This is a genomic window from Pantoea sp. F_5, assembly GCF_008631595.1.
Lineage (GTDB): Bacteria > Pseudomonadota > Gammaproteobacteria > Enterobacterales > Enterobacteriaceae > Pantoea > Pantoea gossypiicola.
On record NZ_VWUO01000007.1, the window covers coordinates 90,258 to 111,064 of the forward strand.

General features: G+C 54.4%; 22 protein-coding genes, 1 tRNA gene and 1 pseudogene. 16 read left to right on the forward strand and 8 right to left on the reverse strand.

The window, feature by feature from the left end; translation table 11 throughout:
• Positions 1–159 precede the first annotated feature (159 nt).
• Positions 160–1,458 (forward strand): NCS2 family permease, encoded by a 1,299-nt coding sequence (locus F3I44_RS11140; RefSeq protein ID WP_223811671.1) that lies wholly within the window; start codon positions 160–162, stop codon positions 1,456–1,458.
• A 753-nt stretch (positions 1,459–2,211) separates the two neighbouring features.
• Here the strand turns inward: F3I44_RS11140 and F3I44_RS23715 are convergent.
• The gene (locus tag F3I44_RS23715; RefSeq protein ID WP_190306302.1) at positions 2,212–2,355 is read right to left on the reverse strand and encodes a hypothetical protein; all 144 of its coding nucleotides are present in this window, start codon (positions 2,353–2,355) and stop codon (positions 2,212–2,214) included.
• Positions 2,356–2,783: 428 nt separating this feature from the next.
• The gene (locus F3I44_RS11145) at positions 2,784–4,238 is read right to left on the reverse strand and encodes an AMP nucleosidase (protein ID WP_150014810.1); all 1,455 of its coding nucleotides are present in this window, start codon (positions 4,236–4,238) and stop codon (positions 2,784–2,786) included.
• A 462-nt stretch (positions 4,239–4,700) separates the two neighbouring features.
• Here F3I44_RS11145 and F3I44_RS11150 point away from each other — a divergent pair, with 462 nt between their 5' ends.
• The 7 genes and pseudogenes from F3I44_RS11150 to F3I44_RS23915 all read left to right on the forward strand — a co-directional run bounded on the left by F3I44_RS11150 (position 4,701) and on the right by F3I44_RS23915 (position 11,759).
• Positions 4,701–6,110, forward strand: coding sequence for an EmmdR/YeeO family multidrug/toxin efflux MATE transporter (locus F3I44_RS11150; RefSeq protein ID WP_150014812.1), 1,410 nt, complete (start codon positions 4,701–4,703; stop codon positions 6,108–6,110).
• Positions 6,111–6,307: 197 nt separating this feature from the next.
• Positions 6,308–7,420, forward strand: a complete 1,113-nt coding sequence (locus F3I44_RS11155; RefSeq protein WP_150014814.1) for a beta-propeller fold lactonase family protein — start codon at positions 6,308–6,310, stop codon at positions 7,418–7,420.
• A gap of 152 nt (positions 7,421–7,572) precedes the next feature.
• Entirely contained in the window at positions 7,573–7,728 is a 156-nt protein-coding gene (locus F3I44_RS23720) for a hypothetical protein (RefSeq protein WP_190285947.1), read from the forward strand.
• A gap of 429 nt (positions 7,729–8,157) precedes the next feature.
• Entirely contained in the window at positions 8,158–8,385 is a 228-nt protein-coding gene (locus F3I44_RS11160; protein WP_150014816.1) for a SymE family type I addiction module toxin, read from the forward strand.
• A gap of 130 nt (positions 8,386–8,515) precedes the next feature.
• Positions 8,516–11,404 (forward strand): annotated as a pseudogene (locus F3I44_RS11165) (hemagglutinin repeat-containing protein); the annotation flags it as partial.
• Between the two features lie 75 nt (positions 11,405–11,479).
• On the forward strand, positions 11,480–11,674 hold the full coding sequence (locus F3I44_RS24255) for a barstar family protein (protein ID WP_223811667.1): 195 nt from the start codon (positions 11,480–11,482) through the stop codon (positions 11,672–11,674).
• Complete coding sequence (locus F3I44_RS23915; protein ID WP_223811673.1) at positions 11,607–11,759, forward strand: hypothetical protein; 153 nt, start codon at positions 11,607–11,609, stop codon at positions 11,757–11,759. The genes F3I44_RS24255 and F3I44_RS23915 overlap by 68 nt, the downstream gene beginning before the upstream one ends.
• Positions 11,760–11,873: 114 nt before the next feature.
• Here the strand turns inward: F3I44_RS23915 and F3I44_RS11175 are convergent, their stop codons facing one another.
• Complete coding sequence (locus F3I44_RS11175) at positions 11,874–12,254, reverse strand: YidB family protein (RefSeq protein ID WP_150014820.1); 381 nt, start codon at positions 12,252–12,254, stop codon at positions 11,874–11,876.
• Between the two features lie 25 nt (positions 12,255–12,279).
• Positions 12,280–12,540 (reverse strand): GlsB/YeaQ/YmgE family stress response membrane protein, encoded by a 261-nt coding sequence (locus tag F3I44_RS11180; protein ID WP_150014923.1) that lies wholly within the window; start codon positions 12,538–12,540, stop codon positions 12,280–12,282.
• A gap of 155 nt (positions 12,541–12,695) precedes the next feature.
• Here F3I44_RS11180 and F3I44_RS24260 point away from each other — a divergent pair, with 155 nt between their 5' ends.
• On the forward strand, positions 12,696–12,953 hold the full coding sequence (locus tag F3I44_RS24260; RefSeq protein ID WP_150014822.1) for a LysM peptidoglycan-binding domain-containing protein: 258 nt from the start codon (positions 12,696–12,698) through the stop codon (positions 12,951–12,953).
• A 194-nt stretch (positions 12,954–13,147) separates the two neighbouring features.
• Here the strand turns inward: F3I44_RS24260 and F3I44_RS11190 are convergent.
• From F3I44_RS11190 to F3I44_RS11200, 3 genes are all read right to left on the reverse strand, one after another.
• Positions 13,148–13,223 (reverse strand) — tRNA-Asn (locus F3I44_RS11190).
• 103 nt (positions 13,224–13,326) lie between these two features.
• Positions 13,327–14,103: a DgsA anti-repressor MtfA gene (gene mtfA, locus F3I44_RS11195; protein ID WP_190285948.1), complete on the reverse strand. Its 777-nt coding sequence runs from the start codon at positions 14,101–14,103 to the stop codon at positions 13,327–13,329.
• Between the two features lie 172 nt (positions 14,104–14,275).
• Positions 14,276–14,953, reverse strand: a complete 678-nt coding sequence (locus F3I44_RS11200) for a hypothetical protein (RefSeq protein WP_150014826.1) — start codon at positions 14,951–14,953, stop codon at positions 14,276–14,278.
• A gap of 611 nt (positions 14,954–15,564) precedes the next feature.
• Between F3I44_RS11200 and F3I44_RS11205 the strand changes: the two genes are divergently transcribed.
• Both F3I44_RS11205 and F3I44_RS11210 read left to right on the forward strand, forming a co-directional pair.
• A complete protein-coding gene (locus F3I44_RS11205) occupies positions 15,565–16,269 on the forward strand; it encodes a phosphohydrolase (RefSeq protein ID WP_150014828.1) in 705 nt (234 codons plus the stop codon).
• 72 nt (positions 16,270–16,341) lie between these two features.
• A complete protein-coding gene (locus F3I44_RS11210; protein ID WP_150014830.1) occupies positions 16,342–16,623 on the forward strand; it encodes an Arc family DNA-binding protein in 282 nt (93 codons plus the stop codon).
• A gap of 267 nt (positions 16,624–16,890) precedes the next feature.
• Here the strand turns inward: F3I44_RS11210 and dcm are convergent, their stop codons facing one another.
• On the reverse strand, positions 16,891–18,276 hold the full coding sequence (gene dcm, locus F3I44_RS11215; protein WP_150014832.1) for a DNA (cytosine-5-)-methyltransferase: 1,386 nt from the start codon (positions 18,274–18,276) through the stop codon (positions 16,891–16,893).
• Positions 18,277–18,466: 190 nt separating this feature from the next.
• Here dcm and F3I44_RS11220 point away from each other — a divergent pair, with 190 nt between their 5' ends.
• The 5 genes from F3I44_RS11220 (at position 18,467) to F3I44_RS11235 (ending at position 20,726) form a co-directional block, all read left to right on the forward strand.
• Positions 18,467–18,946 (forward strand): very short patch repair endonuclease, encoded by a 480-nt coding sequence (locus F3I44_RS11220; protein ID WP_150014834.1) that lies wholly within the window; start codon positions 18,467–18,469, stop codon positions 18,944–18,946.
• Between the two features lie 52 nt (positions 18,947–18,998).
• On the forward strand, positions 18,999–19,274 hold the full coding sequence (locus tag F3I44_RS11225) for a hypothetical protein (RefSeq protein ID WP_150014836.1): 276 nt from the start codon (positions 18,999–19,001) through the stop codon (positions 19,272–19,274).
• 10 nt (positions 19,275–19,284) lie between these two features.
• A complete protein-coding gene (locus F3I44_RS11230) occupies positions 19,285–20,196 on the forward strand; it encodes a DUF808 domain-containing protein (protein ID WP_150014838.1) in 912 nt (303 codons plus the stop codon).
• 33 nt (positions 20,197–20,229) lie between these two features.
• Positions 20,230–20,361 carry a hypothetical protein gene (locus F3I44_RS24120; protein ID WP_003854444.1) on the forward strand — a complete coding sequence of 44 codons (132 nt, stop codon included), beginning with the start codon at positions 20,230–20,232 and terminating at the stop codon, positions 20,359–20,361.
• Between the two features lie 185 nt (positions 20,362–20,546).
• Positions 20,547–20,726, forward strand: a complete 180-nt coding sequence (locus tag F3I44_RS11235; RefSeq protein WP_013358298.1) for a YodC family protein — start codon at positions 20,547–20,549, stop codon at positions 20,724–20,726.
• Positions 20,727–20,807 lie beyond the last annotated feature (81 nt).

Consider the following 20,807-nt stretch of genomic DNA (forward strand, 5'->3'; position numbering starts at 1 on the left):
AATGGCATGGCAATTGCTTTGGGCAGTGGGTAACGCAGGGATTTCAGGTGGTTCTGGCACGCAGGTATGCAGCGGCCGGTATCCATATCCCGGAAACAGAATAATCAGCATACAAACCCCTTTGGCAAGAGAGACGGCTGTCTCCTGTATCGAGAGATGATGATGTTAGAAAAACTATTCAAACTCAAAGCGCATAACACCACGGTTCGTACCGAGATTATCGCCGGGATCACTACCTTCCTGGCGATGGCTTATATTCTGTTTGTGAACCCGAGCATTCTGGGCGCAACCGGCATGGACAAGGGCGCGGTGTTTGTCGCCACCTGTCTGGCGGCGGCGATTGGCTGTGTGCTGATGGGGCTGATCGCCAACTACCCGATCGCGCTGGCACCTGGCATGGGACTGAACGCCTTTTTCACCTACACCGTGGTGCTGCACATGGGCTACACGTGGCAGGTTGCGCTGGGCGCGGTGTTTCTCTCGGCGGTGATTTTCTTCGCGATGTCCCTGTTTAAAATCCGTGAGTGGATTATTGCCAGTATCCCACTGCCGCTGCGCGCCGGGATTGGAGCAGGTATCGGGCTGTTCCTGGCGATTATTGCGCTGGAAGAGGCGGGCATCGTGGTCGATAACCCGGCGACGCTGGTGGGCATTGGCGATCTGACCAAGCCGGGTCCGCTGCTGGCGATGCTCGGCTTTGTGGTGATCGTGGTGCTGGAAGCGCGTCGCGTGACCGGTGCGGTGCTGATCGGCATTCTGCTGGTGACCTTTATCTCGATGGGCATCGGTCTGTCGCCGTTCGCGGGCGTCTTCTCTGCGCCGCCGTCCATCGCACCGACGTTCCTGCAACTGGACATCGCCGGGGCATTTAACGTCGGCCTGATCAGCGTGATTTTTGCCTTCCTGTTTGTTGATGTGTTTGATAACACCGGCACGCTGCTGGGCGTGACGAAACGTGCCGGTCTGGCGGATGAGCAGGGTAACGTGCCGAAGATGGGCCGTGCGCTGATTGCCGACAGTGCCGCTGCGCTGTTTGGTTCACTGCTGGGGACCTCGACCACCACCAGTTATGTGGAATCGGCGGCGGGCGTGAGTGCCGGTGGCCGTACCGGACTGACCGCGATTGTGGTGGGTGTGCTGTTCCTGCTGGCGCTGTTCTTCTCGCCGCTGGCCTCCAGCGTGCCGGTTTACGCTACTGCACCTGCACTGCTGTTTGTAGCGGTATTAATGGCATCGGGCCTGGCAGATATTGACTGGAAAGATATCACCACGGCCGCGCCGGTTACCGTGACCGCGCTGACCATGCCGCTGACCTATTCCATCGCTAACGGCATCGCGTTTGGTTTTATTACCTGGACGCTGGTAAAGCTGTTGAGTGGTCGCGCCAAAGAGGTGAATGCGGCGCTGGTAATTCTGTCGATTCTGTTTGTGATTAAGCTTGGGTGGTTGAGTGCTTAATTTACCGCGTTGCGGTTAAGGAACGTTTAGCAGCGGGCAGAGGCTGAGAAGGGATCGCTTTGCAGCGGGCTAACATTGAGAAGGTTACGCCCGCCAGGCGAGGGGGAGTTTCAGGTTGCCTGTGCAGGCGGACGCGTCAAGGGGCGGACGCCCGCCCCTTAACAATCCCTGCGGGTAGCGGCCCGCCAGGCCTTTAGTTCGCTGCGCGAAAGGGCGCTGAGAGAGTTTCTGTTCGTCTGGAGAGGTGGGCATGCTTAGCAGCGGGCTGGCTCTGAGCAGGTTACGCCCGCCAGGCGAGGGGGAGTTTCAGGTTGCCGGTGCAGGCGGACGCGTCAAGGGGCGGACGCCCGGCCCTTAACAATCCCTGCGGGTAGCGGCCCGCCAGGCCTTTAGTTCGCTGCGCGAAAGGGCGCTGAGAGAGTTTCTGTTCGTCTGGAGAGGTGGGCATGCTTAGCAGCGGGCATGCTCTGAGCAGGTTACGCCCGCCAGGCGATGGGGAGTTTCAGGTTGCCTGTGCAGGCGGACGCGTCAAGGGGCGGACGCCCGCCCCTTAACAATCCCGGCGTCCGGCAGCCTGCGCGCCCCGCTTCGCGGGGTGCCTTCGTCACGCCCTGCGGCCAGCGGACCGTCCGGACGCGCCATCCCTGGCGCGAACCGTCCTTTCGCCGACGTCCTGTCGGCTCATCCTTGCCTCCGGTTGTTCCTCAGCGCTCCGGATGCCTCTGACAACCCCCCGCCTGTGATTTCTTTGTGTTAACTGTGGTGTTGTGTTGTCTGCTGTCCTGTAAAGCCAAAGCCAAAGCCAAAGCCAAAGCCAAAGCCAAAGCCAAAGCCAAAGCCAAAGCCAAAGCCAAAGCCAAAGCCAATCCCGGAAACGTAAAGCGATAAAGTACCCAAAACAAAAAGAAGAGATAACAGCGAGGGGTGGGGAGGCCGTCAGAACCGCTGAGCGGATGAGGGATTTCAGGACGAGCGACAGGGATGTCGCGAAGAGGCGGGTTCGCGCCAGGGATGGCGCGTCCCGCTGGTCCGTAAGAAATCCGGAAGAAGCGAAGGGACCGCGAAGCGGCGGTGAAGCAGGCCGGAGCCGGGGGTCAAGGGGCGCGGCGACTGGCGCCCCTTGTCGGTCGCCTGCAGAGGCGAGTCTGAAACTGCCCAACTGATCAGGCGAACGAAACCCCTCTCATAGCCTGTTCGCGCAGCGAACAATCCCCGGCATCAACTCTGCTGCCAGCCCGTTCGCGCAGCGAACAATTCCCAGCATCAGCTCTGCTGCCAGCCCGTTCGCGCAGCGAACAACCCTCCCCGAGCCAGCGGCGATACATCTACCGGAAAGGCGGCTCATTAAACGTCCGCAGCTTACGCGAATGCAGCTTATCACCCTCAGCGCGCAGCAGCTCAACCGCGTGAATGCCAATCTGCAGATGCTCTGAAATCGCCCCCTCATAGAAGCGGTTCGCCTGACCCGGCAGCTTGATTTCGCCGTGCAGCGGTTTGTCGGAAACGCACAGCAGCGTGCCGTACGGCACCCGGAAACGATAGCCCTGCGCGGCAATGGTGGCGCTCTCCATATCGACCGCTACCGCGCGGCTCAGGTTAAAGCGCAGGGCCGACGCGGAGTAGCGCAACTCCCAGTTGCGATCGTCGGTGGTCACCACGGTGCCGGTACGCAGGCGCTGCTTCACCTCTTCACCTGGCATGCCGCTCACCGACTTGGTGGCGTCATACAGTGCGCGCTGCACTTCGGCAATGCTTGGCACCGGGATGTCTGGCGGAAGCACGCTATCGAGTACGTGATCGTCACGCAGATAAGCGTGGGCCAGCACATAGTCGCCGATCCGTTGGCTCTCGCGCAGACCGCCGCAGTGACCAATCATCAGCCACGCGTGCGGGCGCATCACCGCCAGATGATCGCAGATGGTTTTGGCATTCGACGGGCCGACACCGATATTAACCAGTGTGATGCCGCGACGATTAGGTGAGGTGAGATGCCAGGCAGGCATCTGATGCTTCTTCCACGCCAGATCTGAGAGCATCGACTCGCTGTTGGCGGTATCGGCCGTCAGCACCACGTCACCCGCACAGGCCAGGCTGTCGTAAGGGGTGTTAGGATCGCGCACCTGCTCAATTGCCCAGCGCACGAACTCGTCGACATAACGGGTATAGTTGGTGAACAGCACAAAAGGCTGGAAGTGCTCTACGCTGGTGCCGGTGTAGTGACGCAGACGGGCCAGCGAGAAGTCGGTGCGCAGCGCGTCGAAGTGCGACAGGGGGAATTTGGCGTCGGCGTGGAACAGACCGTCGGTAGTCTCATCGCCAATCTGTGACAGCTCGGTGGTCGGGAAGTGGCGCGCAATACCGGCGCTCATGGTGCGATCCAGCGACAGATCAGAACCGTCGATCACGTAAGGATAGGGGATCTCCTGGCTGGACGGCACCACGTCGATCTCCAGTTGATACTCTTTTTCCAGCATCTGAAGCTGTTCTGAAATATAGTGGCGCAGTAACGCCGGACGGGTAACGGTGGTGCTGTAACTGCCGGTATGGGTAAAGCGGCCCCAGGCACGCGTGCGATTCTGCTGCGGACCTTCACCGTGCCAGGTGATGCGCAGCTCCGGGTATACAAACAGTCCCTTTTCCCGTTCCGCGGCATTGGGGAGCGTGCCGTTTTCGGTAAACAGTTTAATCGCCGCACGCAGCGCATCAACGGCACCATCGTAAAGGCGTTCAAGTTCATCCAGCGCCTGCTGGCTGGTCAGGTTTTTCCGTAATGTCGGCATGGTTTCTCCTTCCATTTTTTTCCGCAATTTGCCCCAAGCTTAGCGGGTTTGTTGCAGAGATTGGTGAAGAATCTGTGATCGCCTTTTTTTTGCGCTAACGAAGCGCGTAATCTGAGCAGTGCGGCAGTGAGCCGGAACGCACATTACGAAAATCCGTTAAGAAAATCTTTATTACCGCAACAGGCGATGCCGCCGTGTCTGTTGCGCTGCAACTGATAAAAGAGCAGCAGTGCAGCCGGTGGCACCGTGATGACAGGCGATCGTAACCTACCGGAAATAATCAGGTTTGCTACAGCGGACGGCCCGGCGAGGCAGAATCTGCCGAATCTGAACTAAAAAGTTTGTAACCATGATTAATTTGTCCCGGAAAGACTTTGCATATTTCTCTGCTCACTATCATCATTAGATCTCGTCAGTCTCTTCTGATTTGGTAATCCTTTGCAAAATCCCGGCGTAGCAGTGATGCAGGCGATTAAGCGCACGGCGTGGTACCCGAAACGCCGCTCTTATCGCACGCTCTACTGGCGTGAAATATCGCCATTAGCAGTGCCTATCTTCTTCGAGAATGCCTGTGTGCTGTTGATGGGCGTACTGAGCACCTTCCTGGTCAGCTGGCTGGGCAAAGAGGCAATGGCGGGCGTTGGCCTGGCCGACAGCTTCAATATGGTGATCATCTCGTTCTTTGCGGCTATCGATCTCGGCACCACGGTGGTGGTGGCGTTCAGTCTGGCAAAACGCAACGGCAAGCGTGCCCGCGCCGCCACGCGTCAGTCGCTGGCCATGATGACGATACTCGCCTTTGTGCTGGTGATCGCCATTGAGTTCTGGGGCCATCTCATCATTGATGCCATCGCCGGTGCTGCCGAACCCAAAGTTAAAGCGCTGGCGCTGAGTTATCTGCAGACCTCTGCCTGGAGCTATCCGGCAGCCGCTATTACGCTGATCGGCAGCGGGGCGCTGCGTGGCGCGGGTAACACCAAAATCCCGATGCTGATTAACGGCGGCATGAACATCCTCAACATCATCATCAGTAGCGTGCTGATCTATGGCTGCTTCTCGTGGGACGGTTTAGGGTTTATCGGTGCCGGGCTGGGTCTGACCATCACCCGTTATATCGGGGCGATCGCGGTGATTTACGTGCTGATGATCGGCTTTAATGCCTCGCTGAAAATCACGCTGTCGAGCTATTTCCGGCGCTGGAACAGCAGCATTCTGATGGAAGTATTAGGTATAGGTGTGCCTGCCAGTATCGAGTCGGTCCTGTTCAACGGCGGTAAATTGCTGACGCAGGTGTTTGTGGCAGGCATGGGCACCAGTGAGATTGCGGGTAACTTTATCGCGTTCTCGGTCGCGTCGCTGATCAACCTGCCGGGCAACGCGCTGGGTTCAGCCTCAACTATCATTACCGGTACCCGTCTGGGCAAAAATCAGGTCTTCCAGGCGGAGCGTCAGGTGCGGCATGTTTTCTGGCTGGCGACGGCGTGTCTGAGCGCGATAGCGCTGCTGACGGTGCCGCTGGCCGGGTTGCTGGCGCGGTTCTACACCAGCGACCCGGAAGTGATCAACGTAACGAAACATCTGCTCTGGCTGAATGCGCTGTTTATGCCGCTATGGGCCGCGTCATGGGTGCTGCCGGCGGGTCTTAAAGGCGCACGTGATGCGCGGTACACTATGTATGTGTCGATGTTCAGTATGTGGTGCGCGCGCGTCGTGGTCGGTTATCTGCTGGGCATTCAACTTGGCATGGGCGTCACCGGCGTCTGGCTGGGGATGTTCCTCGACTGGACGGTGCGTGGCATCTTCTTCTGGTGGCGACTTAACAGCGGCAAATGGCTTAACCGCTACCATAAAATGATCGCGAAAACCGGTTAGCAGCATGCCTATGCCTTCTCCTCTCACCGGGGGGAAGGCATCACCTCTCAGACCCTGCCTTTAAAAATAACATCTCCGTCACATCTCCAGGCTTTCAGGTATAATTTCAGTCAGTTGCACAAAGCCAGTCTCGTCTGAGAGGGGTAGCGTATTTCCAGCTGCGCACTGGCGCAGAACCTGCTTATCAAGGTGACCCTATGATCCCTGTTAAAACAGCGCTGGCACTCCTGCCGCTGCTGTGTAGCGCTCCGCTGTGGGCGACAACCTTCGTCTATGTGTCGAATGCCGAATCCGGCACCGTTTCCCGCTATCAGCTCAGTGAAGCCAATGGCAGCCTGCAATGGCGGGGCGATACGCCCGCCGGGAAAAAGATTATGCCGCTGGCGGCCAGCCCGGATGGTAAACATCTCTATGGCGCGCTGCGATCGCCGCCTTACGCAATCATCAGCTGGCGCGTCACCCGTCCACACGGTGATCTGCAGAAACTGGCGGTGACGCCGATCAAAGCCAGCTTTCCGTGGATCACCACCGATAAGAGCGGGCGCTACCTGCTGGCCGCCTCCTATGACAGCGATATCGTCACCAGTAACCGGATTGATGATAAAGGCATTGTGACGACCCAGGTTACGGGCGAAGTGAAAACCGGGCCGCATGCTCATTCGGTGATCACCGACGTCAGCAACCATTCGCTCTACGTTGGTAACCTTGGCGCGGATAGGGTACTGCAATATACCTTCGCCAGTGACGGGGCCATTACTCCGCTGGGTACGGGGTTTGTACAGGGTGAGAAGAACAGCGGCGCACGGCATTCTGTAATTTCGCCGGATAATCGCTTTCTCTATAACCTCGCGGAGATGAGCGGCACTATTACGCAGTTCCGGCGCGCAGCCGATGGTACGCTGACGCCATTGAAAACCTGGCCCAACGCGGTGGCGAAGAAATATAACCTGCAGCATGGCGAGCAGCGTCCGGCGGGCTACAGCGATCCGACGCCGCGCATCTGGGCGGCAGACATTAAAATCACGCCTGATGGGCAATTTATCTATGTGACTGAACGCACCTCCAGCACCGTCAGCGGTTATCGGGTAGATAAGCACACGGGTGAGTTAACATTCATCGGCAGCTGGCCGGTGGAAAAACAGCCGCGCAGTATCGCGATTGATGCGCAGAGCAAATGGCTGATCGTCAGCGGAGAGAAGAGCGCCGTGATTGGCAGCTACGCCATCGATCCCGCCAGCGGTGAACTTAAGCGGGTGGGGGAGGCCCCAGCTGGCAAAGGGGCGAACTGGGTGACCCTGATAACGCAGTAGATTTTTGAGCAGCCGGTCTCTGGCGGCGGCTGATGATTGACCAGGCAAGGCGCGTTATGCCATTTTCGGCATAAGCTGCGCAGAAATTTTTGGTTCTGATCGAGCGCGTAAGCGGGTTTACTCAGGGCATCAACTGATGCGGAGAACCTGACATGAAACAGAAACTGATAGCCTGGTTTGAACAGCTGCTGAGTGGCCCTGTGACCAGTGAACGTGTACATGATATTAACGTCGAACTGCTGCTGCCACTGAGCCAGCTGTATGGACTGGAATATTACCCGGCAGTGCATCGTTACCATGAAAGATAACGGTTGTTGTACTTTGACTGGTTAAAGGCCCGCTACTTTGCGGGCCTTTTTGCGTTCAGGGTGAAGCGAACGGTCATTTCGTTGCTCAGAAAGCGCAGGGATAAAGAGATGAGCTGGTTTCTCTGGCAGATAACTTCGTTTAATATCTGCGAGTTGTGTTCCAGCACTGCTTCTTGTCGTCCCGCATTAATCGCCGTATTCTTTTTCTGCGCCTGCCAAATCAGGCGACGGAATTGGAACTCCGGTTAATGCACACTCGCGGCAACATTTTATTGTCGTGCGTCTGGCTACACCTCAATGGTGGGCTGGGCGAGGGCACCTTAGGGTGCGCCGGTTCAGTGTGCCCGGTAGTTCCAACCTCGTTCAGTCTGCCACCCATGAGATTGGAACCTCAGGTGGCGGTTTAAAATGCATACTGGAGGCTTCCCCATGAGCACGAACCTCGAACAACACCATTTGCCATCTGAAAGCGCGCCAACTAAAACACAACGTCGGTATACCATCGGCTATCAGCCCAAACGCGGCGATTGCACCACACCTGCAATACATCTGAGCGGGAAATGGCTTCGTGAAGCTGGATTTGAAACCGGAGCCCTTATTACGGTGAAAATTGAGCAGGGCTGTCTTGTGCTGGTTCCGGAAAATACTCAGCAATAGGATATTGCGGCCTCTTCTGGCTTATGAGTTATCTTCATCATTAAGCAGTCTGAAACGCCCGCATAAGAAAAAGATGTGGGCGTCATTTCAGCCATCAACCCTAACCTCGAAAACCAGCAACCTCATCGCCTTTATCAATGGCCTGGGATCCGATCTTGCCCAGATGCGCTATCTGATGGACAACGCAGCGGCGGCGCAGCAGTCGCTGGGACTGGAGTTTGGTGTCTCACTCTCTGCTGAGCAACTCGCCTCGTTAGACAAGAGCATGATCTGGTGGGAAGCCACCACGATCAACGGTGAAACGGTGATGGTGCCGAAGCTCTATCTGTCGACAAAAGATGTGGAAGTGCGCGATGGCAGCGTGATTGCCGGGAACAACGTGACGCTGAAAGGCGGGAACGTCACCAATACTGGCAGTAGCGTGATGGCCAAAAACGATCTGACCATCGACAGCCAGAATACGCTCAGTAACCTCAACGCCGGTCTGCTCCATGCGGGTGGTGACCTGCAACTTAGCGCATTGAACGATATTAACAACGTCAGTGCGACTATCAGCGGTAAAAAGGTTGAGCTTGAGAGTCTTAACGGTGATATCAACAACCTGACCACATCGCAGCTCTGGCATCTGGATGCAGGCAACGGCAAAGGCGTACAAAAATCCTATACCGAAACCCTAAGCGGGCCAACGGCGAGCATCACTTCGCTAGATTCACTGAGCCTCAAGGCGGGCAATAATATTGCTGTCACAGGCGCGAACCTCAAAGCGGGTAGCGATCTGCTGCTGAACGCATGGAATGATATTGCCATCACCGGCAATCAGAACGTCACTGGCAGCGCGCAATTCGGTTCCGGAAATCGCTGGCAAAAAGTTGATGCGACCAGCACTAAGACCGTCAATACCGCCGGCAGCCAGATTGCCGCAGGCGGCAATCTGGCGATGCAGGCGGGCCACGATCTGACCGTTACCGCCAGCAGCATCAACGCCGGTAAAAACGCGGCGCTGGCAGCCGGTAACGATCTTAATCTCAACAGCGCGACGACCAGCCAGAATGATGTGAAGGGTAAACGTGAAACCCATTCAACCGGTCTGGATCGCACGACGCTGACCAGTGGCGGCGATTTAGCACTCCAGGCCGGACGCGACCTTAACAGCCAGGCGGCAGGCATGGCCGCAGACAAAGACGTCACTTTACAGGCAGGGCGTGACGTCAATCTGCTGGCGGCTGAAACGGGTTCTGGTAATAGCTACAAATCCGGTAAGAAGGTTGAGATTAATGAGTCGGTACGCCAGCAGGGCACTGAAATTGCCAGCGGTGGGAGTACTGCGGTTAAAGCGGGTAGGGATGTTAACAGTGAAGCGGCTCAGGTTACAGCCAGCGGTGATATCGCAGTGGGTGCCGGACGTGACATCAACCTGATTACCGCAACTGATAGCGATTATGCCTACAAAGAAGAGACCAAAACCAAAAAAGGATTTTTGAGTAAAAAGACTGCCCATACCATCAGCGAAGACAGTGACACCCGTGAAAATGGCACTCTGCTGAGCGGCGATAATGTCACACTTAATGCGGGCAACAATTTACTTGTCCAGGGTTCACAGGTCGCAGGAGATAGCACCGTAGCGCTCAAAGCCGGTAACAACGTGGATATCTTTGCTGCGACCAATACAGACTCAACCTGGCGTTTTTCGGAAACGAAGAAAAGCGGCCTGATGGGAACCGGCGGCATCGGCATCACGGTGGGCAGCAGTAAGTCGGTCCATGACTTACGTGACAAGGGCACCACACAGAGCCAGAGCGCCAGCATTGTGGGCAGCACGGGCGGTAATGTCAGTATTGTTGCAGGTGGACAGGCTCACGTCAGCGGCTCAGATCTGGTGGCGGGGCGCGATCTTGCCATTACCGGCGACAGCGTGATCATCGATCCGGGCCATGATAAACGGACTCATGATGAACTGTTTGAGCAGAAGAAGAGCGGGCTGACACTTGCGTTATCCGGTGCCGTAGGTGATGCCATCAACAATGCCGTTGCCGCCGCACAATCCTCGAAAAAAGAGAGTGATGGGCGTCTGGCAGCTCTGCAGGCAACAAAGGCTGCGCTCTCTGGCGTTCAGGCGGTCCAGGCCAGCCAGCTGGCGGAAGTGAGTGCTGATCCCAGCAATGGAATTGGCGTCAGTCTTTCACTGAATACGCAGAAATCCAAATCGCAGCAGCATCAGAGCACGGACAGCGTCTCGGGATCGACGATCAATGCCGGCAATAATCTCGCGATCACTGCCACAGGAAAAAATAACAGTGTGCACAGTGGTGATATTCAGATTGCCGGAAGTCAGCTGAAAGCAGCAGGCGACAGCAGTCTGAATGCGGCTAAAGATATTTTACTGACCGGCGCAGTGAATACTCAGGAGAGCAGCGGTAAGAACAGCAGCAGCGGCGGCGGTGTGGGCGTCAGTATTGGTGCCGGACAGGGCAGTGCAGGCATCAGTATTTTTGCCAGCATAAATGATGCTAAAGGCAAAGAGAGCGGCAACGGCACGCGGTGGACTGAGACCACGCTGGACAGTGGCGGCAAACTTAACCTCACCAGCGGGCGGGACACCACACTGGAGGGCGCACAGGTCAGCGCTGACCAGGTCATCGCAAACGCAGGCCGCGATTTAACCCTGACCAGCCAGCAGGACAGCGATCGTTACGATTCAAAACAGACCAGCTACGGCGCGGGTGGCAGCTTTACCATTGGTTCGATGACGGCTTCCGGGTATGCCAGCATCAATCAGGACAAAATGCACAGCAACTACGACAGTGTGCAGGAGCAAAGCGGTATCTATGCCGGTAAAGGGGGCTTCGATATCACCGTCGGCAATCACACGCAGCTTAACGGTGCGGTGATTGCCAGCCAGGGTGATGCCGCAGACAACCGTCTGGATACCGGCACGCTGGGCTTCAGCGACATCGGTAACTCTGCTGATTATAAAGTCAGTCACAGCGGCGGCAGCATTGCGCTGTCGAATGGCGCTGGCCTTAGCCTGTATTTACTCTGCTCGCACTTTCTGAAGTCTTACCTCTGCCTGTAGGTAAATCGAATGAGATAAAATATGATCTTAGAGGGTCGTGATATACATACAGAATCTGATCTTCATCGTATTCTGGCTGAGATGATGGATTTGGACCCCTGTTACGGCAGGAATCTGGATGCTCTCTGGGATTGCCTGAATACAGATATTGAAAGGCCAACAAGAATTACCTGGTGTCACTCAGGTTTATCAAAAAAAGCCTGGAGAGCGATTTGATAAAATCATCAAGGTTTTCGAAAGGGTAAGGCAGCAGGATATAAGCTTTTCTCTGGAAGATAAATTTGATTACTGGCTAAAATAACCTCTTCTCAATATTCAGACTATGTGCTGAACAACTTTGCTTAATTCCCCTGAATCTAAAAGATAAAAGCCTCATACTTTCGCAGCAGGCTTTTATCTTCCAATTGCATCACGCTCAGTGCATTAACTGACTGACCAGCCCGGTGAGATCGGCTTTTTTATCAATCACACCTGCAGATGACGCTTTATCCACCAGCTGTGGCAGATATTTGACCAGCAAATTCAGTGCATCGCTGGTGTTGATACCCATCCGCGTAGCCAGTTGCTCAATCGCTTCAGAGTTAATCATCTTCTGCACCAGATCGCTGCTCAGGGCAACGTTCTGCTGATCGCCGAGCCAGGAATTAACCACCTCACTGTACTCACCGCTCTGAAGATGGCTTACGATGGTGTGTAAACCGCCTTGCTGTTCCACCCACTCCAGCACACCTTTCACTTCCTGACTGGTCTGCGTATTCAGGCCGCACATCGCCAGCACCGTTTCGAGTAAACTCATTTTATTTCCCCTGAATAGTAATCGCTTAAGACTGTTTACAAGCTCTGATTTTATGAATAACAAACAGCACAATAATTGAACCCAGGGTTGCAATCGCAATGCTGTAAATATTGAAACCACTGACCTTGCCAAAGCCCAGAGCCGTACTGGCAACACCGCCAATCAGCGCGCCGATAATACCCAGGATCATGGTCATGAAAATGCCCATATGTTCTTTACCTGGCATAATACATCTGGCGATAATACCGGCGATCAGACCAAATACAACCCATGACAATATACCCATCATTACCATCCTTCTTTTTATATAAATTACTGCGTGTTTAGCAGTGGTTTAATTCACGAAATAAAAGCAGGTGTATCGTACGCCGCGCAGTATTTGTCTGGCAATCCTGTTTTTTTAATTAAACTAAACGTATCGGAAACGATAGGGGAGTAATTGTGAGCATTCTGGATAATATTAAAAATATTGGCGATGAGTTGTTACATAGCGTTGATAAAAATGTTGAGAATAAGGGCGATGTTTCAGCAGCAGGTGTCCGCACTTATACGGTGAAATCCGGGGACACGCTCAGCGCAATCGCTAAGCAGTTTTATAATGATGCATCAAAATATATGAAAATCTTTGAGGCAAATAAAAATATCCTCAGCAACCCGGATAATATTGCGCCGGGTCAGGTACTGACTATTCCTGAGTAATAATTCGCCGGGAGTACGAGCCAGCCTGAGCAGGGATTGCCCGGCTGGTTTTTGCATTTATCACCGCCGGATTCACCAGGCATATGCAGGTAACAGCAGGCGGATCCGGATGCTAATCAGAAAGAACGAGAAAATTGGGAGTACTGAAAAGCAAAAAGCCCGCTCAGGTTTCCCTGAGCGGGCTTTTCTAATTCTGGCTCCTCTGACTGGACTCGAACCAGTGACATACGGATTAACAGTCCGCCGTTCTACCGACTGAACTACAGAGGAATCGTTTGAACGAGGCGAATATTAGCCGCGTCGCACTATGGTGTCAACAGCAAAAAAGACATTATCATTCAACTGGCTAGCTTTAACGCAATGCGATCGGGATTTAAGCAGTTTGAACCGTTTCAGATGTCATCCGACTCAGGGGATCCTGCTGGTAAAACTGACGCAGATGTTCATACATCGCAGGAAAACGTTCTGCCAGCAGAATCGGAGCCGTAAAGAAATACTCAGAGAGTACAGCGAAGCACTCCGCCGGATCGCTGGCGGCGTAAGGATCGACAGTCGCAGCCTGTTCGCCTGCCAGTTCCACCTCACTTTCAATCTCTGCCATCGCGGCTCGCAAATCCTTTTCCCACCGGGCTACGACCCGCAGCGGCATGACCGGAACGCCGCTGGTATAACCGCTGCCGCGCGCATCCAGTTTGTGTGCCACCTCATGAATCACCAGATTAAAGCCGGAGAGATCGAATGAATCCTGAATATCGAGCCAGTTGAGGACGACCGGTCCCTGGGTCCAGCTCTGTCCGGCGTGAACGGCAGGTGCGCTGTGAACCAGCCCATCTTCATCCTGCCACTGATCGTCAACCTCAAACGGCTCGGGATAGATCAGCACCTCATGAAAACCGTCCAGCCACTCCAGACCCAGCTTCAGCACTGGCAGAGAGAAGAGCAGTGCAATCCGCACGCTGCGCAGTTCATCCAGCTGAACGCCCCCGAGAGGCACCAGTTTTTTCTGTTGCAGAAAGCGCTTTGCCAGCTCCACCAGCGCCTGCTGTTCAGACTCATCCAGCGGGCTGAAGACAGGCTGTGACAGCCCCTGTTGCCACGGCAGTGCCGTCAGTATGGTGTCGTTATGCGTTTTCCAGGGCCATTTAAACATCGCAACTCCTGCACAGAACCGGGCTATGTCGCTATCCTGACGCGGCAGACATAAAAATGCCAGCATCGAATGCTGGCATCTTCTGTCGCACTTCAGGACTGAAGGCTGTCTATTCAACCCGTTAGCGCGGCCGTTGTCTGTGATTCAACCCGCAAAGCGCAGGGTTGAGGCATTACCTGCGTTCAACGCGCTGAAATTCAATGACCCAGACCCAGGGATTCACTTCCCAGCTGGTTGCACCGTACTGCTTTTCCCAGGCTTTACGATACGCCTCTTTTGGCGACTCAGAATTAACGTTCATGGTGAAGAAGTTATTAAGGAAATGCGAGTCGGTCTGTACGCCCTCCGCCATAATGTCATCTTCACTGATATCCTGAATCTTTTCCGCGCGTACGCCGGTGATTTCAAGGTTGATACGACTGGCCCAGCGCGGCATGTGGATGGCGGTCTGCCAGCCAAACTCCTCGGCTTCCGGGGTGCTCATCGCATGCTGACCCAGCTCATTACTGTCGGCACGATACTGGCAATATTCCGGCAGGCGAAACGGCGTCGGGTCGCGTTCATATTCGGCGAGATCGTTCTCCGGCACCATCGGGCCGCGCCAGGTTTCACGCACCCAGAGGATGTCACCCGGTTTACCGTAGGGGCACTGATAGCTGATGTCCGCCATCGACATCATCTTGTAGCCATGCAGATGGTTAGCACTGACATCGAAAGCGTGTACGCCCTCGTGATGATCCTGACCCGGCCCGAAAGCCTGAGTTTTCATAATGCGCCGGGTTTGTGTTTGCTGGCCAACCAACAGGGCACGAACACGCTGTTCGGAAAAAAGAATCGGCCGTTCTTTCATGGATTACCTCTTTTTATTAGTAGAACCCGGTTACTGCTGTAAACGTCCATTTGCTTCACATCTAAGAATTATCATAAAAGCTTTAAATCATTTTGCTTAATAATTTGTCGCCTGACAGTCACTTTAAATTTGTCACGTTGGGTGTTAAAAACCAGCAAAATGCAAAAAGCGCACCAAAGCTTATCATGCAATCGGCAGAACGCGACGAACAGCCCGGATACAGTACGTTATAACGGTAAAAATAGGAACCTTTTCAGATTTTTTCACCTGCTATTGCCCACACTTTTACAATTAAATGCGTGACAAAAAAAGGTTAAGAATGGCCAGTTCAAATGGTTCAAAAGCAATCAAACATTACTACTGTTAAACTAATTTTCTTAGCAGAAACTCACTGAGGAAAGGCTGAAAACCGCCGAAATTGCGGTATTTCTGTAACAGAGATGCTATACAGATGATCAAGATCTCATTTTTCTGCCCGAAATCGCTGGCAGCGCCGCTCTTTTCAACAGCACTGTAAAAAAAGTGTCATTAGCCAGTCGCTATGATGGCTTGCCGTTTGCGCACTGATCACGACAGAGAATCCGCTGTCGATCACTACAGGGAGATAGATTATGTCACTTACACTCTGGCAATCCCGCTATGAAAGCTGGTTTCAGGCGAACTGGATCCACGACGACGGCGCGCACGATATCGCCCATCTGCGACGCGTCTGGATGAGCGCGCAGCGAATCATGACCGGCACGAAGGCGGACCCGCTGGTGGTGCTCACCGCCTGCTATTTTCATGATGTAGTGAATCTTCCCAAGAATCATCCGGAACGGCATCTCGCCTCAACGTATGCAGCCGCGGAAACGCAGCGTATTCTGCAGCAGGATTTTCTCGATTTCCCGGCAGAAAAGATCGATGCCGTTATGCATGCGGTTAAAACCCATAGTTTCAGCGCCGGTATCCCGCCAGAGACGCTCGAAGCCAAAATTGTGCAGGATGCAGACCGGCTCGAGTCACTGGGCGCAATCGGGCTGGCCAGGGTGTTTTACACGGCCGGTGCACTGAATCGCCCGTTATTCGACAGTCAGGATCCGCTGGGTAAAGATCGCGAGCTGAATGATGTTAAGTGGACGCTGGACCATTTCCAGAAGAAGCTGCTGCGCCTGCCGGAAACCATGCATACCGAAACCGGCCGCATGCTGGCTGAGCATAACGCCGATTTCCTGGTGCGCTACATGGCGAAGCTATATGCCGAGCTTCAGGGTAACCTGGTGGGGATGGATGAGGGCGTGCTGCGGGATTTCACTCCATTGAAAACCGAATATTAAATTTTTATGACAGTATGTTAATCGAAACGGTCATCCGGTAGCGTGTGAGCAATAACAAAAAGGAGCTGCCCGATGACCGAAACTGTTAATTTAACGATTAAAATTGATCCCGAGCTGAAAGAAACAATTAAACAGCTGGCGCTGGAAAACCAGATTTCAATGAGCCAGGAAATTGTGCAGCGTTTGCAGGCCAGTCTGGAAACGCATCCGCATCCCGCCATTGATAATCAGGACATCACTGAAGAGGGAGCCGATGACGCGGGTGCCGGTGACGTGAAAGTTGATGGACTGAGCGCCAGCGAATTGAAGCAGATCCGCCTGCTGCTGAAGAAGCAGAGCAAAAAGAAGAAATAAAACAGAAACCCGTCGCAAGACGGGTTTTTACTTTGGAGAAAGGCTGGACTGTTTCGCTATGAGACTGTGCCTGCTCAGGGAACACGGTCAGATCGGAAAGACGCAAAAGCCGCCATCCATGGCATGCTCGGCCCGCACCGTCCTGGCGCGGGACGCTTTCCCCTTCTGACCGTGTTCCCTGCGAGTTGAGCTTATTTGTTGCTGTGAGTATCGTCAGATGTAAGTTCTTCATCAGCCTGAAACCCGTCGCAAGACGGGTTTTTTATTTCAGTTCGATGACGACTTCAGCTGACGAATATGCGGCAGCAGCAGCTGCGCGACCGCTGCAAACACCGGCACGACTACCGAGTTACCAAACTGCTTATAGGCCTGGGTATCTGAAACCGGAATGCGGAACGGCTCGCGGCCCGGCACATCAAAGCCCATCAGGCGTGCGCATTCGCGCGGAGAAAGACGACGCGGACGCCGTGCCATATTATCCGCATTCTGAAACTCCGCTTCACCGAGCACGCTGTTCCAGCCGCGGTCAATCAGAATCTCTGAGCCATCTTTGTAGTAGCGTGCTGACAGCGTCCGCACGCAGCAGTCAGGATTGCGCGGATCGTTAAGGCCAAAACCAAAGCCATTACCTTTCGCTTTATGCTTTTTCGCATACTGATAGAGGTAGCGCCACAGCACCGGCGACAGAATATATTTGTCGTCTGGCGTCTTCTCTAACAGACTTTGCAGGCTGGGCACCTGCGCCGGATAAAAACGGCGAATATCGCGCAGCGTAAAATCCTGCTTTTTCAGGTCACGGCGAATCCCCACCAGCACAATGCGTTCGCGATGCTGTGGCAGGAAGTGACGTGCGTCAATCACTTTGGCATCGGGGCTGTCGGCTCCGGCATCGGCCACGTCATAGCCCAGCTCATCCAGCGTCTCCATGATGATGGCGAAGGTGCGGCCCTTATCGTGGCTCTTGAGGTTTTTCACATTCTCCAGCACAAAAAACGGCGGTTTCTTGGCGGCCAGAATGCGCGCAACATCGAAAAACAGCGTACCCTGCGCCTGACACTCAAACCCGTGGGCGCGGCCCAGCGCATTTTTCTTGCTGACCCCTGCCAGCGAAAAGGGCTGGCAGGGAAAACCGGCCAGCAGCACCTGATGGTCGGGGATTGCTGCATCAATCGCGCGGTATATCGCTTCATCGTCAGTCAGACCTTCAGGCTGGGTCACCTGACGAATATCGGTATTGAAGTGATGCTCCAGCGGATCGCTATAGTGGTTGGCTTTATAGGTGCGAACCGCCTCTTTATTCCATTCACTGGTGAACACACACTTACCGCCGATCGCCTCGAATCCTTTACGGATGCCGCCAATCCCGGCAAAGAGATCGATAAAACGAAACTCAGGATTATCATAGTGGGCGGGCCGGGTCGGCAGCAGACTCTGCAACAGCGACAGCTCCGCCTCACACAGCGGTGGCAGGGCGCTTTTACCCTGACGGATCCGGTTCAGCAGGGCCGGGGTCCAGCAGGAAAATCCCGCCTGCTGCAGTCGGGCCGTGAGATCACGAACCGAATAGATGTCCAGCACCTGTCCAAAGAGTTCAGACACATCAGCAGATGAAAGTGCAGCAGAGAGTGGTTCAGCGAGAGCGGCGGGATGCATGCGTTTTTCCTTAACAGTAAGGAGCCTATGCTAACACTCCAGAGGCTGCGAGGAAATTGTCGGGATGTGCCCTGTGTCAGACCGCCGGAAAGTTCTGTTTTTGCGGCGTAAGCTCCGAAGTCCTCCGGCGACAGCTTTCGCTTTTCGCGGCGCAGGCTAAAGTTACAGAACCAGCAAAAAAGGAGACGTTATGGCTGATGTTCACTCCAGCGAAACACGCAGCAAAAATATGCGTGCCATTCGCGCTCAGGATACGGCCATTGAGCAACGTATTGCGCTGCTGCTGAAAGATCGGGGATTCAGCTTTCGCGTGCAGGATAAAAACCTGCCGGGACGGCCTGATTTTGTTCTGACCGAACAGCAGGCGATTATTTTTGTTCATGGCTGCTTCTGGCATCGTCATCACTGCTATCTGTTTAAACTGCCGGCGACGCGCACAGAATTCTGGACCGGGAAAATTAACAGCAATGTTGAACGCGACCGGCGTTATGTGCGCCAGCTGCAGGAAAGCGGCTGGAAAGTGCTGATCATCTGGGAGTGTGCGCTGCGTGGCAGACTGCGCCTGACGGATCAGGATCTGCTGGAGCGGCTGGAAGAGTGGCTGCTGGCGATGTCGGAGAGTGCCGAGATCGACCATCAGGGGATTCATCATTACAACGCTGATTGCTAATCAGGACCATAATTGGTTAGATCTGCGCTTTCTCCGTGGCCAGGAGCCTGACATGAGCAGCATAAAACTGACGGTTAAACGCCTTTACCAGATTCGTGACGAGCGGATGGTGAACACCAAAGCCACTGCGCGGGTCTATTGCGGCGACAGGCTTATCGCTACGGAGGCGATCACCGGCATGACCGAAAGCCCGGTCAGCAAATACCTGCACGCTGAACGCGCAGAAGGTGATGCGGTGCGGGTAGAGTGGGATTGTGAGGGCATCGCTGAGATGACCGTAACGGAAATTGAGCGCTGCCCATGTTGTCAACATAACGAACCAGACTAAGGATAAGATTTTGGCAGGCACCAGTTTACTGACTTTACTTGATGATATTGCAACACTTCTGGACGATATTTCCGTCATGGGAAAAGTGGCGGCAAAAAAGACCGCTGGCGTCCTGGGCGATGATTTGTCGCTGAATGCACAGCAGGTTACCGGCGTAAAAGCCAACCGTGAGTTGCCCGTGGTCTGGGGCGTGGCTAAAGGTTCGTTTCTTAACAAACTGATCCTGGTGCCGCTGGCGCTGATTATCTCCGCGTTTGCGCCCTGGCTGATTACGCCGCTGCTGATGATTGGCGGGGCTTATCTCTGCTACGAAGGCGTGGAGAAGGTGATGCACAGTCTGCAGCACGACAAGCAGAGCAAATCACCGGAAGCACGTCAGCAGCGCCTCGATTCGCTGGCGAATCAGAACGCGGCAGAGTACGAGAAGAAAAAAATCAAAGGCGCGGTGCGCACCGATTTCATCCTCTCGGCGGAAATTGTCGCGATTACCCTGGGGATAGTGTCGGAAGCACCGCTGCTCAACCAGGTGATCATCCTGGCGGGCATCGCCATTCTGGTCACCATTGGTGTCTATGGCATCGTGGCGGGTATCGTTAAAATTGATGACCTCGGTTTCTGGCTGCGTGAAAAGCCGTCGCGCGTTGCGCAGGGTATTGGCAGTGTGCTGCTGACCGCCGCGCCGTGGCTGATGAAGACCCTTTCGGTGGTCGGCACCCTTGCGATGTTCCTGGTCGGCGGCGGCATCGTGGTGCATGGCATCACGCCGCTGCATCATCTGATTGAGGAAGTCAGCGGCGGTTTCAGCGGCTGGATCGCGATGCTGCTCAGCAACGGCGCAAACCTGGTGCTGGGCTTTATCATTGGGTCGATTGTGCTGTTAGTGGTCAGCCTTATTGCCAGAGTGCGCGGAAAATCGGTATAAAGCGCACTGTGATTTACGGTCAGGAGAATGACGATGAACGACGACATGTTTGAATTTGATATCGACGCACAGCTTGAGCAGGCTGAAGCGAAAGCAGAGAAAAAAGCCAGCGAAGTGCCGGATGATCTCGGTGACGAAGCCGATTGCGAAGGCTGTAAAATCTGACGTCAGCGTCAACACTTTATCAAAGCGGATAAGTTTTTTTATCCGCTTTTTTTATATTCCGCATATCCAGCTGCTTAATTCTGAATTTGCCCTTTTTTTGCGTGCCTTAACAGGCAAGGGTCGGCTTTGCCTGCTATAAAGAAAATAATCACTCAGGTTAATAACACGCATGAAAGGAGCGCAACATGGTTTTCGCAATCAGTGAAGAAGTGCAGCACAAGGAAGAAGGTCATACGATGGTGGTGACCGGCTACGCCAGTGGCATGGTGGAATGCCGCTGGTATGACGGCTATGCCGTGCGCAGCGAGGCTTTTCGCAGTGATGAACTCTGCGCCCTGAATCCTGCGCAACAACTCGCAAGCTGAGAGCCTCAGGCCTGAAGGTCAGATGACCCGACAGGCCCGGTTTCATATTGCCTGAGGCCCGGCACACTCCCTGTGCCGCCC